At 55.8% G+C, this 13,444-nt stretch carries 9 protein-coding genes; 6 read left to right on the top strand and 3 right to left on the bottom strand.

Going from position 1 to position 13,444, the window contains the following annotated elements; translation table 11 throughout:
• Positions 1-4: 4 nt before the first annotated feature.
• A complete protein-coding gene (locus tag E9954_RS08430) occupies positions 5-1,246 on the bottom strand; it encodes an IS4 family transposase (protein ID WP_136078755.1) in 1,242 nt (413 codons plus the stop codon).
• Between the two features lie 65 nt (positions 1,247-1,311).
• On the opposite strand from E9954_RS08430, the gene E9954_RS08425 reads away from it, so the two are divergent.
• From E9954_RS08425 to E9954_RS08405, 5 genes are all read left to right on the top strand, one after another.
• On the top strand, positions 1,312-1,992 hold the full coding sequence (locus E9954_RS08425) for a PEP-CTERM sorting domain-containing protein (protein ID WP_168442094.1): 681 nt from the start codon (positions 1,312-1,314) through the stop codon (positions 1,990-1,992).
• A 92-nt stretch (positions 1,993-2,084) separates the two neighbouring features.
• The gene (locus tag E9954_RS08420; RefSeq protein WP_168442093.1) at positions 2,085-5,810 is read left to right on the top strand and encodes an Ig-like domain-containing protein; all 3,726 of its coding nucleotides are present in this window, start codon (positions 2,085-2,087) and stop codon (positions 5,808-5,810) included.
• Between the two features lie 189 nt (positions 5,811-5,999).
• Positions 6,000-7,445, top strand: a complete 1,446-nt coding sequence (locus tag E9954_RS08415) for an alpha-L-fucosidase (protein WP_136078752.1) — start codon at positions 6,000-6,002, stop codon at positions 7,443-7,445.
• 2 nt (positions 7,446-7,447) lie between these two features.
• Positions 7,448-8,980 carry a sulfatase family protein gene (locus E9954_RS08410; protein WP_136078751.1) on the top strand — a complete coding sequence of 511 codons (1,533 nt, stop codon included), beginning with the start codon at positions 7,448-7,450 and terminating at the stop codon, positions 8,978-8,980.
• 234 nt (positions 8,981-9,214) lie between these two features.
• Complete coding sequence (locus tag E9954_RS08405; protein WP_136078750.1) at positions 9,215-10,687, top strand: glycoside hydrolase family 97 catalytic domain-containing protein; 1,473 nt, start codon at positions 9,215-9,217, stop codon at positions 10,685-10,687.
• Positions 10,688-10,818: 131 nt separating this feature from the next.
• Here the strand turns inward: E9954_RS08405 and E9954_RS08400 are convergent, their stop codons facing one another.
• A complete protein-coding gene (locus tag E9954_RS08400) occupies positions 10,819-12,060 on the bottom strand; it encodes an IS4 family transposase (RefSeq protein ID WP_136078749.1) in 1,242 nt (413 codons plus the stop codon).
• Positions 12,061-12,180: 120 nt separating this feature from the next.
• Here E9954_RS08400 and E9954_RS08395 point away from each other — a divergent pair, with 120 nt between their 5' ends.
• Entirely contained in the window at positions 12,181-12,669 is a 489-nt protein-coding gene (locus E9954_RS08395) for a glycoside hydrolase family 97 C-terminal domain-containing protein (RefSeq protein ID WP_136078748.1), read from the top strand.
• A 75-nt stretch (positions 12,670-12,744) separates the two neighbouring features.
• Here the strand turns inward: E9954_RS08395 and E9954_RS08390 are convergent, their stop codons facing one another.
• Positions 12,745-13,437 (bottom strand): response regulator, encoded by a 693-nt coding sequence (locus E9954_RS08390; protein WP_136078747.1) that lies wholly within the window; start codon positions 13,435-13,437, stop codon positions 12,745-12,747.
• Positions 13,438-13,444 lie beyond the last annotated feature (7 nt).

Here is a 13,444-nt window from a genome sequence, read left to right as displayed (position 1 = left end):
GCTCTTAGACAAACCCCGGCAGATACGCCTGTTCCGGCGCACCCCGTATGCGGCCGGGCGGTTTGGCTGTCCCATAGGAATCCAGCAAGGCGGGCAGGTTCCACCGGCGCCAAAGCACCGCGCGCACAACAGTGAACTGCCGCTTGAAGCTGTGCTCCCATCCGTGCATGAACGCGAGGCAGCGCATCAGCAGGTGGACCAGCAGCCCCATCCAGATCTGCCAGCGCACGGCGTTGGCGCTGTAGCCCAGGAAGTCGGAGAGTTGGAGCGTCTGCTTGATCTCCTTGAAGAACACCTCGATGTCCCAGCGGCAACGGTAGAGTTCGGCGACCGTCCACGCGCTCCACTCCAGGTGATTGGTGATGAAGGCGATTTCGACATCCTTGCCGTTAATCTCGACCAGCGCCACGACCCGGCGCAACTCGCACGGATAGGCTTTCTTCGATGCTTCGACCACCATCTCGATGACCTCGTAGCGCAGGATGCGCTTTTGCCCCGTGGTTTCGGGGGTTCGCACCGCCTTGTACTGCATGTTGTCCTTCGCCCGGCCAACCCACCAGACACCGCGCACCGTCAGCTCGAAAAGATGCTTGAACTTGTTGTAGGCCTTGTCGAACACGGCGATTTCACCGGGTTTGAGCTCGGCGCACAGGCTTTGGGTCATCGTGCTGTCATGGTGCTTCGCCGTGTCGATGATGGCGCACCGGGGCAGGAAGCTTTGCAGGTCGAGGCGCAGGTGGCACTTGGCCGCAGCCTTGCGGCGGCGATGCTTCGCCCAGTCCATGCAGTTGGCGACGAGCTGGATCGTGGTCGAGTCCAGCGCATGGATCGTCTTGCTGAAGCGCCGGAGGTATCCGCGCCGAACCTTGCCCTTCGCGAAGCCCGGGACTGTATCCATCAGATGCTTCATCATGCACCAGTAGAGCTCTTCGGCCATGTCCGCGTTGCGGATCTTGTTCGCGTGGCTCAGGTTGTTACGCGACGGAGGAACCGCGCCGCGGATGGTAGAGAGCGCCGCCGCGTTCATCTGGAGCGCGTCGCACACATCGTTGAGTCCGAGTGCATGGGAGAAGTGGGCGTACAGCAAAGAAACCACATGGCTCCACGGCGTGTACGTCCGGCTTTGAATGTCCACGCCATGCTTCTGCGCAAGGCTCGACACCATGTGTCCGGGAATCAGATTGCACAATTGTTTCAAGGTTGTATACCTATGTCCGGCTGGCTTGTGTTTATGTTGTTTTTTCATACCCTCCGAGTGGAGGATTTCAACGGCACATGCCAGCCTTTTTTTTCAATATCTATGGGATGACAATGAAAGCAAGATGGTTTGGATTTATGATGACGCTGGCGGGCGTTCTGCTGGCAGGTGCTGCGCAGGCGGGGATTAGCCTGGATCTGCCGTCGGCAGGTAACTATACAAATTCGACCACGGTATCGACGGCCGTTGTTGATGCCAGCGGAGCGACGTTTGACATCGTTTACACGGTCACTGCTGATGACTTGCACGGAAGCACCCCCACCGATTGGCTTCAGGTAAGTGTGAACTCGATGGGTGTGAACGATGGTACAATCTACGGGACCTACAATGAGTGGATGTCTTTTACCAGCCTGTCGATCGAGAACTTCAATGCGGGCGGCAGCGGACTTGCAGCAGATGATATCGCGGAGCTGACGTTCAGTGCGATTACTCTGACTTCAGTCGGCCACAGTAACGATGGCATGGATCTGTTTTTTAGCGGTGATAAGAGCGGCACCGCGAATAATGTGAATCTGAGCGGTTACGTTGCCAATACGATACAGACGATTGATATTAGTGGTTTCGGGTCGGGAACCGCTCTTTCGATCGAGGCCGACACCTATCAGGATACCAATAAATTTGGTGTCGGCGGTCTCGAGGTCTCGTATGCTGTGATCCCGGAACCGGCGGCGCTGGGGATGATTATGGTCAGTGGAGCGGGGATGCTCTTTGTCCGTCGCTGGTTCATGCTCTGATCCCGAACGGGCGGTAAACAAAACACCGGCCCGGGGGTGGGCCAACACCATAACAAAAACGTTAACTTGAGAGTCATATCATGGAATCCATATTGAAATTATCAGTGCTGGCTGTTGCCATTACATGGAGCAGCCTGGCTCAGGCAGGAACCCAGGCGGTCTACTATGCGGATTCGAACTTAGGTTTGGATAGCAATCCCGGCTCCCTGGAGTCGCCGTTCCAGACCTTGGAAATGGCTCGCGATGCGGTTCGCACCATTAACGGCAGTATGACGGGGGATATCGTCGTCTATCTTCGCGGCGGTACGTTTTCCCTGAGTCAGGCCCTGACACTGGATGCCCAAGACTCGGGAAACAACGGGTTCCGGGTGATCTATCGAAATTATCCGGATGAAGAACCCATTATTGACGGAGGCCGACCGATCACCGGTTGGACAGCGCTGAGCAACGGCATCTATTCGGCCAGTGCAAATTCCAAGGTCTTTAATCAGCTGTATGTAAACAACCGGCCCGCGCAGCGTGCCCGCTATCCGGAATACGGTTCGCCCTATAAAATCATTGCGAATAACGACGCTGCGCAGCAGATACGAATCAATAAGGATGAGATTGAAAACTGGAGCAATCTCAACCGGGTACAGATGGTGATTGCCAGCTCCTTCACCTCGTGCCGTCTTCGGATCGACAGTTTCACAACCAACGGTACAGAAGCCGTCGTAACGCCGATGGATCCTGAGCGGGCGGCCTATTGGGGCTGGCTGGAGGGGCCGCTCGACGGAACGCCGTCCTACTATTTTGAAAACCACTTTGATTTCCTCGACACACCCGGCGAGTGGTTCCTCGATGTCGATACGGACACGGTATACTACATACCACGGGCGGATGAGGATATGTCGACCGCGAATGTTTATGTGCCGGAGCTTGAAGAGCTCCTGCATGTTGAAGACACGGAAAACCTCACGCTGTTCGGTCTTACCTTTCAGCAGGCCGCATGGCTGGAGCCGATGACCAACGGCATGGTTCAGCGTCAGGGCAGTATGCGGGTTCTTGCGTCGTATGATGAAACCAACGGCTGGTCGACGAAGCAGTTTAATGTTCTGCCGACGGCCACCTACTTCAAAGGAATCAATAACGTTCGCATCGAACGCTGCCTGTTCACAAAAATGGGCGCGGCGGCCATGGGGTTTGATACCGGAACCACGAATAATACCGTAGTCGGTAATGTTTTTTCGGAAATTGCTGAATCGGCGATTATCTACGACATAGACAATAATCGGTGGGCAACGGGGGATGAGCTCTCCTCGCTGGATCTCTTCGACTCCAACTATTTTTTCCGCATCGGCACTTTGTACTACGGTGGAACCGGGCTGTTCGCCTTCTGGCCGGATCGCATCTCGATTACCCACAATGAGTTTTCACAGATCAACGGGCTGGGAATGAATGTAGGCTGGGGCGCTACGTATGACACCACCGCAACAAAAGAACCGCTGGTTGCCAATAACCGGATTCATGATACCTCGATACGGGCGCTGGACAGCGGCGGGATTCACACCAAAAGTGATATGAGCGACGCCCTGATTACAGAAAACTGGATCTATAATATTACGAAGCGCAGCTGGTGGGATATTGGGCCGGACCGTCATAGCCATGGCGTATATCTCGATGATAATTCGCAAAATGCCACCGTCAGTTCCAATGTCTTCATGAACATCAACAGCACGGATATTAAGGTTAAAGGGAATGGGCACACCTTCGTTTATAACGGTTCACAGGACCAGTCCATTAAAGATGAGTCAGGTATCCGCCCCGAATATATCGACATCAAGGAATTCTGGTGTGGCGGGGCCATCGGTCGGGATCTTGAACCCTCCGAAGCGTACACAAACGCACCTGTTGAGCTGGACACGTTGTTTGACGATTCGTTCGATGCGGAGGAGGTCGGGGCGCAGCCGTCCGGGTATTTATGCGACACCAGCGGCGGAACCATTGAAATTGTTGATGTCCCCGGCAGTGGAAACCAGAGTGTCCGCATGACCGACAGCGATTCCGACAACGCTTCGGGGGCCAGGTTGAACAGGAATCTCGGCGAGCAGTCGGAAACGATGTCCTGCGAATTCCGTATGAAGGCGGGGCAAACCGATAACAGCATGTTCTTCATCCTCAAGGATGCCGGCGGAGCCAAGGCGTGCCACGTTGGTTTTTCCGGAAACGGGTATCTGCGGTTTTATTATCAGAGCGGAGAGTATACCGACATCGATAGCTATTCGGTTGGAACATGGTACACCTTCCGGATTGAAGCGGATGTGGAAAAACAAACCTTCAGCCTGTGGATTGATGATGCGCTGGTGCTGGGAGACAGCCTGTTCTTTGCGCCGACGGCCGCCCTTGCCACCATCGAATTCTATAACACGTTCAGCACCGGCTTCTTCGACCTGGACTATCTTACGGTCAAAGGAGCGGGATCGGCCGGAAACAGTGTGCCGGTTGCCGAAGACCAGGCGGCCTCTGTTCTCCATGGCGATTCGGTGGCGATTTCGCTCGGCGGTTCGGATATGGACGGCGACAGTCTGAGCTATGCCGTGGCGGCACTGCCGATTAACGGCACGCTGAGCGGAACCGCTCCGGACCTGGTCTACACGCCGACGAATAGTACGGCGTCAAGCGACGGTTTCACCTATACCGTCAGCGACGGACAGACCAACAGCGCCCCGGCCACGGTGTCCATTCAGATTTCGCTGCCGCTCATCTATCAGGACGGCTTCGACAATGACGGACTGGATATCAATACGAATGGAACCGGCGGCGGTGCGGCATCTGTGGATCTGGGCGGCGGGGCCGGCTGGGCGGATGGCGGCACTGCGACGTACAGCAATGGCGACGCTTGGTGGGAAAATGCGGCATTGCTCTACTCGACGAACAGTTTCCAGTCGTACGGCGGCTTTGAACTCGCGGTGACCTATTATGCCGAAAGCATTAATGTGCAGGGAAGAAACCTATTCAGCTTTGGTCTGCTGGAATCCGCAGACTCCTATTCGGGGGCGAATAACCCGTTTGTCAAAGCGACCACGGCATACGGCATCGGAGCGAATGTGATTCTCCATTCCAACTCCTCGCAAACCCGCGGCCTCTGGCTGGCGAACGGGAGCTCCAACACCCTGCTGGATGCGTCCGGGACTGTTCAGCAGTTTGTTGCGGGTGAAAACACCCCCGTGGTTCTCCGCGTCGAAACGGACGGGGCCGGCGGGGCGGACTGGCGGTATTCGATCAATGGGTTCGAGGAAGCGACCGGCCACATCGACTCCTTCGACTTTTCCCGAAGTTTTCATTTTGCCGCCTACGGGCAGGATAATGAGCACGTTAAGCAGCTGGCCTCGGTGACGCTGACGCCCATTCCGGCACCCGTCCCCGCTGCAGGATATGCAGGCTGGATTGCGGGATACGGGTTGAGCGGCGCCCATGCGCAGCAGGATGCCGATGTGGAAAACGGCGGCGTTGGCGATGGTTACAATAATCTTGTGGAATATGCGCTGGGCATGAACCCCACGAACTCGGATGCCGGTTCCCGGGAGTCGGTGGGTACCACGCTTGATGGAGGAACCAACTTCTTTGAATACGTGCATAGCCGTCGTTCGGGTTTTGCCGGGCAGGGGTTGACCTATCTATTGATCGATTCAACCAACCTGGTGGATTCTGTTTCGTTTACCAATGCACAGAACGAAATCCTCGTCGGCCCATCCGTCGATGGGTATGAGTCTGTCACCAACCGATACAGAACCGATGATCCCGTAAAATATCTCAACCTGCAAATTCGGCTGGACTAAGGAGTGCCGACAAAGGAGACGTGGTATGGTGGTTCCCGAACCGCTTCCGAAAATACCCTTTTCAGGCGATAGAGTTAATGGCGCCACAAGGGTATTTTATAAATTTGGAAGAGGTGTGCTGGATCCCTTAGCCTGATTGACTTTACGGAAAATAAAATCGTAAAAACTACTGATAACAAGGAAATACACATGAAGCATAAAAACCTGTTGATTATTCTCGCGTTACTGACCTTGAAGCCTTTGGCGGGGGTGGCGGACGCTACCGGCGATTCCCACATGGAGTGGTGGCGCGATGCGCGCTACGGCATGTTTATCCACTGGGGGCTCTATTCGATCGCCGGCGGCGAATGGAAGGGCAAGGACTATGGCAAGGAGCAGGGCGGCGCCAGCGCGGAGTGGGTAATGAACAGCGCCAAGATTCCGGGCAAGGAATACCGCGACACATTGGCTCCGCAATTCAATCCCACGGAATTCGATGCCGCCAAATGGGTGTCGATTGCCAAGGATGCCGGGATGAAATACATGGTCATCACCTCCAAGCACCATGAAGGCTTCTGCCTGTTCGAGACCAAGGCCACCGACTATAACGTGATGGAAGCCTCGCCGTTCAAGCGCGATATCATCAAGGAACTCTCCGAAGAGTGTGCAAGGCAGGGGATTAAATTCGGGGTCTATTATTCCCAGTTCAAGGACTGGTACCACCGTAGCCGGGGAAAGGGAAATCCCGGAACCCTGTCGACGGAGGAATATCTTAAACTGGTCGAGAAGAATCTGGATGAGCTGCTGTCCAACTATGGCGAAATGTCCGTTTTGTGGTTTGATACCGGGGGCAATGATCTGATCGAGGCCAATGCGCAGGGAGCCCGGGTGCGCGAGCTGCAGCCCAATGCCGTAATCTGCAGCCGCCTCTACAGCCGCAGGGTGCCCGTGGAGGAACAAAAGTATGCCGACTTCAATTCGCTTCCCGACCGCATGCTGCCCGCGAAGCGCATGACGGAAGACACCGAAACCTGCATGACCATGCGCCACAACTGGGGTTATGACCGCACCGACGATGCGTGGAAGAGCGACAAAGACATCATCGAATTCCTGGCGCTGTGCGGCGCCCGGGGGGTCAACCTCCTGCTCAACGTGGGGCCGACACCGGAAGGCACCTTGCTGACGGAGGAGATCGAGCGCCTTGGGAACGTGGGTGAATGGCTGCAGGCGAATGGCGAGTCGATCTATGGCACGACCTATTCCCCGGTTGATTTCGATTTCTTGTGGGGGGCGATGACCCAAAAAGACCAGACCGTTTTTCTGCACGTGCTGGAGTGGCAGCCCGAAGGCATTGCATTCAATGGCATCGCCGGCAAGCCAGCCAAGGCCTACTTCCTGGCGGATGCCGAACGCAAGCCCCTGCCGGTTAAGTACGACGCCGATAGCCACATCACAACGATCGAAGTTCCGAAGAACGCCCCGGATGAAAGAAATACCGTTATTGCGGTGGAATACGATGCACCGGTGGTGGCAGATCCGGATGCGAAGGGCAAGTATCACTGGTACACCACCCGGAGCAAGCGCCACACCGAAATTAAAACCAACAAGGATGCCGGGAAACACGCATTGCCCCAGGCCGTTAAAGGAGCCAGATAATAATGAACACCAAATTGAAAGCCGTATGGCTAACGCTGGTTTGCTTTAGCGGGGCGGCGGCATGGGCCGCCTCTGAAAAGCCAAATATCATTTATATCCTGGCCGACGATCTGGGCTACGGCGATGTGCAGTGCCTGAATCCGAAGCAGGGCAAAATTCCAACCCCGGGAATGGATCGGCTGGCGGCGCAGGGCATGGTGTTCACCGATGCGCATTCGAGCTCTTCGGTCTGCACGCCGACCCGCTATGGCATCCTGACCGGCCGCTACAACTGGCGCTCGAAATTGCAAAAAAGTGTGCTGTGGGGATTTAGCCAGCCGCTGATTGCCCCGGACCGCCTGACGGTCGCCGGCTTCCTCAAGGAACAGGGCTACAACACCGGCATGGTCGGCAAATGGCACCTGGGCCTGGGGCTACGCAGCCCCGATGGAAAGCCTACCAAAGGCATGAAGGGGGGAGTCGATAGTGTTGATTGGAAGGCGCGTATTACCGGAGGCCCCGTCGATCTTGGGTTCGACTATTGGTACGGCATTGCCGCATCGCTCGATATGCCGCCCTATATCTACATCGAAAACGACCGCTTTGTCGGCGAGTGCACGACCATGAAAGCCTTCCACCGTGATGGTGCGGCTCATGCCGATTTCGAGGCGATCGATACCTTGGATGTGATCGGCGACAAATCGGTTGAATACATCCGGCAGCAAACAGCGGGCAAGCCGTTCTTCCTGTATGTTCCGCTAACTTCTCCACACGCACCAATTCTCCCGACGGAGCCGTGGCAGGGAAAAAGCGAACTAGGCGTGTACGCCGACTTTGTGATGCACACCGATGCCGTGGTGGCCCAGATCACAGCGGCGGTGGATGCCTCGGGGTTGGCTGGCAATACAATGATCATTGTTACCAGCGACAACGGTTGCTCGAAGGTTTGCGATGGTGCCAAGGGTGACAAAGGGGGGCTTGATTTCTTAAAGAAGCTGGGCCATTACCCCAACGCGCATTACCGCGGCTCCAAATCGGATATCTGGGACGGCGGACACCGCGTGCCGTTCATTGTTCGATGGCCGGCGGGAGTTAAAGCCGGAACGTCCTGTGATGAAGTCATTTGCCTGACCGACCTGATGGCCACCTGCGCCGAGCTGACCGACACCCAGCTGCCTGCAACCGCTGGCGAAGACAGCGTCAGTTTTGCGCCCGCGCTTAAGGGGCAGCCGATTGCCTCCTCCCGCAAGGGGGTGGTTCACCATTCCATCAGTGGCCAATTTGCTTACCGTTCAGGAAAATGGAAGCTACTGCTGACCAAAGGATCCGGCGGGTGGACCAAGGAACAAATGACGGATGATTCCCCGGCGCAACTCTACGATATGGAAGCCGATCCCGGCGAACAGAACAACCTCTACAAAAGCCATCCTGAAGTCGCCGAACGCCTGCTTGCACAACTGGAATCGGATGTGACGCGAGGCCGCAGCACCGCCGGTCCGGATCAAGGCAATGATATAGCAAGCATTAATTTCATGCGAGGTGTGAAGAAAAAATGACGCGGGACGCTCGCGTTTCCGGAGTAGCGCCGGTGGACGATCACGGGATGGTTGATGATTTCCAAACGTGTTGATTGGTGTCGATCGGTGGCCCATCCCGGTCGATCGGCTGCTGTATCGCATAAAATTAGGATGTTCCCGTCTCCAGAAACCGTTACGTTGGGATACTGATCTGAAATCCACCCCTGAGCAGGCCTGGTTCTGGGCGGAAGACCCTGAAAAGTAAGGAAACCTATGCAATTACTGCGACCATCATTAGGCATCGCGATGTATTTCGTGTGCGCCGGTGTGAGTGCCGGGGAAACATTGCGTTCTCCCGGCGGACAAATAGAAGTCATGCTCCTGACAGAAGCGGGCCATCCGACCTATTCCGTGAACTTGAACGGTGAACCCATTATCGCCAAGTCGGCGTTGGGGCTGAAGCCCGATGCGGCGGCAAATCTTGAGGTGGCTGAAATCACCCGTTCTTCGGGCGATGAAACCTGGAAGCCGGTCTGGGGCAGCTATAGCGAAATTCGCGATCACTATAACGAAGTTCGGCTGAAGGTTGAGGGGCCCTCCGCCCAGACGATCATTTGCAGAGCCTATGACGACGGAATCGCCATTCGTTACCAACTTCCAGCGTCTGGACGTTTCAGTGATGAATTCTACGCTCATGAGGCGACGGAGGTTGCCTTGGTTTCTGAAAAACCGACGGCCTGGTTTCCGTTGAGTCAGGTGCTTGTTTCGGATGCGGTGGATCTGAATACGTGGGAGCCCGGGGACGGGAAGATTTCAAAAAATGTGCGGCAGGAGTCCAAGCCGGCACGGATCCGCACGCCGTTTACCGTGAAGCTTTCCGACCAGGCCTGCATTTCGGTCCATGAAGCGGCCGTGGTCCATTCCGATGAAGACGGGCTGAGCCTGAACGGGAATACGCTGACGGTTCTGAGCAATATGAAAACGGCCGGCGGTTCGGTGACGCCCTGGCGGACGATTCAGATTGCACAGAAGCCGGGGGGATTGATCGCATCGTCGTTGCTGGTTAATCTGAACAAACCGTGCGAGCTGGAAGACCCCTCGTGGATCAAGCCAGGTGTGACGTTGTGGGACTGGCGTGTGCACGGGGCCCATGCCGACGATGGATTCGTGTATGGCCTGAACACGGAAAGCTACATTCGTTTTATTGATTTTGCCGCCGAGACCGGGGTGGAGTATTTGATGCTGGATGCGGAGTGGTATGGCCCGGAGCGGGATGCGAAGTCGGATCCGAAGACCGCGATTCCTGACATTGATATCGAAAAGATCTGTGCGCACGCGAGGGCGAAGGGCGTGGGGATCTGGCTGTACGTCAATACAAAGGCGCTTGCGAAGTACGACCTCGATGAAACGTTTGCGGTCTACAAAAAGTGGGGTGTGGTCGGGATTAAGCACGGGTTCCTGGGCGGCGGCAGTCGTACGAAAAATGAGTTCAGCCATGCGGTCGCAAAGAAATGTGCCGAGTATCACATCCTGTATGTCGTGCATGAATCGGAGAAGCCGAGCGGGGTGGAGCGGACCTGGCCGAATATTCTCTCCTACGAATATGTAAACAGCATGCTGGATTCTGCAACGCGGCCGTCGGCGACCCCCAGCCGGGTCATCAACAACCTGTTTGTGTTCGGACTCGCCGGGCCCGTGGACCGCAGTTGCGGCATGTATGATCTGGATTCCACATTCATCCCATAGGTGGTGCTGACGGAGAGTAAAACCCCGTTTTTGTTAAGGTTTCTGATGTCCGATTCATTTAGTCAATTCCGATTTTTTGTTGAAGGTTAACCATGGTTCCGCGCTTTGTGCATATGGCTGTCCCACAGCTCTTAGACAAACCCCGGCAGATACGCCTGTTCCGGCGCACCCCGTATGCGGCCGGGCGGTTTGGCTGTCCCATAGGAATCCAGCAAGGCGGGCAGGTTCCACCGGCGCCAAAGCACCGCGCGCACAACAGTGAACTGCCGCTTGAAGCTGTGCTCCCATCCGTGCATGAACGCGAGGCAGCGCATCAGCAGGTGGACCAGCAGCCCCATCCAGATCTGCCAGCGCACGGCGTTGGCGCTGTAGCCCAGGAAGTCGGAGAGTTGGAGCGTCTGCTTGATATCCTTGAAGAACACCTCGATGTCCCAGCGGCAACGGTAGAGTTCGGCGACCGTCCACGCGCTCCACTCCAGGTGATTGGTGATGAAGGCGATTTCGACATCCTTGCCGTTAATCTCGACCAGCGCCACGACCCGGCGCAACTCGCACGGATAGGCTTTCTTCGATGCTTCGACCACCATCTCGATGACCTCGTCGCGCAGGATGCGCTTGTGCCCGGTGGTTTCGAGGGTGCGCACCACCTTGTACTGCATGTTGTCCTTCGCCCGGCCAACCCACCAGACACCGCGCACCGTCAGCTCGAAAAGATGCTTGAACTTGTTGTAGGCCTTGTCGAACACGGCGATTTCACCGGGTTTGAGCTCGGCGCACAGGCTTTGGGTCATCGTGCTGTCATGGTGCTTCGCCGTGTCGATGATGGCGCACCGGGGCAGGAAGCTTTGCAGGTCGAGGCGCAGGTGGCACTTGGCCGCAGCCTTGCGGCGGCGATGCTTCGCCCAGTCCATGCAGTTGGCGACGAGCTGGATCGTGGTCGAGTCCAGCGCATGGATCGTCTTGCTGAAGCGCCGGAGGTATCCGCGCCGAACCTTGCCCTTCGCGAAGCCCGGGACTGTATCCATCAGATGCTTCATCATGCACCAGTAGAGCTCTTCGGCCATGTCCGCGTTGCGGATCTTGTTCGCGTGGCTCAGGTTGTTACGCGACGGAGGAACCGCGCCGCGGATGGTAGAGAGCGCCGCCGCGTTCATCTGGAGCGCGTCGCACACATCGTTGAGTCCGAGTGCATGGGAGAAGTGGGCGTACAGCAAAGAAACCACATGGCTCCACGGCGTGTACGTCCGGCTTTGAATGTCCACGCCATGCTTCTGCGCAAGGCTCGACACCATGTGTCCGGGAATCAGATTGCACAATTGTTTCAAGGTTGTATACCTATGTCCGGCTGGCTTGTGTTTATGTTGTTTTTTCATACCCTCCGAGTGGAGGATTTCAACGGCACATGCCAGCCTTTTTTTTCAATATCTATGGGATGACAATGTCTGGATTCCTATATTGCGCGTGAAAAATGCCACCGTCAGATTCCCTCGACCGTGGTTTCCCAGACGGCGCAGTGCCTGCTGTTCCCCAGTGGTCTTGTGACGCTGCCGGATATGCCGGATGCCTACCGCCGCAAAGCGGACTTGTTTGAGTTTATCGGCCAGCTGCCGATGAACTGGGACGAAACAAAAGTGCTCGAAGCGGAAATCGGAAAATATATCACGCTGGCCCGCAAGGCCGGAGACGCGTGGTTTGTGGGCGCATTGGCCGATGAGCAGGGGCGAAAAACCAGCATCACGCTGGACTTCCTTGAAGAGGGCATCACGTATGACGCGACGCTCTACGAAGATGCACCCGATGCGCATTATGAATATATCGGGCCGATGAATAAGCGCGAAGCCCGTGCACAAAAGACCGAGTTGAAGCCGCAGCAAACGCGTCGTGAACTCTATCAGGTCAAAAAGACCACCGCGAAAAAGGGCGATTCCATTCCAGTCACAATCGCACCGGGCGGCGGTCATTGCATGTGGATTCGTCCGTAAAAAATGGCTGGAGCTTGTTTGGCCCATGCCTTTGTTGATGACGCAGGCAGGTTATACAAATAGAGGGTATATACTCTAATCATGCGAACCAAAGATGCCGGTTTTGTAAGCCTTAGATATGGCGGCGGGGGCGTTGGGGACTTCGAGTTTTTCGTAGATGTGGCGGACGTGGGTGGAGACGGTGAAGTAGCTGATGTTGAGTTTTTCTGCGATTTCTTTTTTGACGAGTCCTTGGCTGAGCAGAGAGAGGATTTCTTCTTCTCGATCTGTAAGCGGAGTGTCTTCTTCCCCGTCTGTATGCGGTGTGCTTTCGGGTCGGTTTGATGTGGGCGCTTTGAAGGTGTTTAAAATATATTTTGCGACGGCGGGATCCAGCGGGGATCCGCCGCTCATAACCGTTTGAATGCCCTCCTTGATTTGTTGAACCGTGGCGGACTTGAGCAGATAGCCGGAGACCCCCTGTGTAATAGCATTTATGATATCGGCCTCGTTCTCGGATTGGGTCAGGATGATGATTTTCGTGTTGGGAACATATTTTTTGATCCATGGGATGGCCTCCAGACCGGACATGCCAGGTAGGCTTAGATCGAGCAAGATGAGGTCAGGGGTTTTTTGCCCGACCGAGGGCTGAAGATGTTGCAACGCGCGTTCGGCGGTGCCGACTTTGTCGGTCAATTCCAGGTTTGGGTCGCGCGTAATGGCCATTTCGAGAACCTCTCGGTATACGGCATTGTCTTCGACGAGCATGATATTTATGGGTGTGGTCATTGGTTTG

This window comes from Pontiella desulfatans (assembly GCF_900890425.1).
GTDB lineage: Bacteria > Verrucomicrobiota > Kiritimatiellia > Kiritimatiellales > Pontiellaceae > Pontiella > Pontiella desulfatans.
This window is presented reverse-complemented; position numbering and strand designations above follow the sequence as displayed.

Coding starts and splice junctions, on each gene's coding strand:
- E9954_RS08430 (WP_136078755.1), bottom strand. CDS start 1,246: ATGAAAAAACAACATAAACACAAGCCAGCCGGACATAGGTATACAACC.
- E9954_RS08425 (WP_168442094.1), top strand. CDS start 1,312: ATGAAAGCAAGATGGTTTGGATTTATGATGACGCTGGCGGGCGTTCTG.
- E9954_RS08415 (WP_136078752.1), top strand. CDS start 6,000: ATGAAGCATAAAAACCTGTTGATTATTCTCGCGTTACTGACCTTGAAG.
- E9954_RS08410 (WP_136078751.1), top strand. CDS start 7,448: ATGAACACCAAATTGAAAGCCGTATGGCTAACGCTGGTTTGCTTTAGC.
- E9954_RS08405 (WP_136078750.1), top strand. CDS start 9,215: ATGCAATTACTGCGACCATCATTAGGCATCGCGATGTATTTCGTGTGC.
- E9954_RS08400 (WP_136078749.1), bottom strand. CDS start 12,060: ATGAAAAAACAACATAAACACAAGCCAGCCGGACATAGGTATACAACC.
- E9954_RS08390 (WP_136078747.1), bottom strand. CDS start 13,437: ATGACCACACCCATAAATATCATGCTCGTCGAAGACAATGCCGTATAC.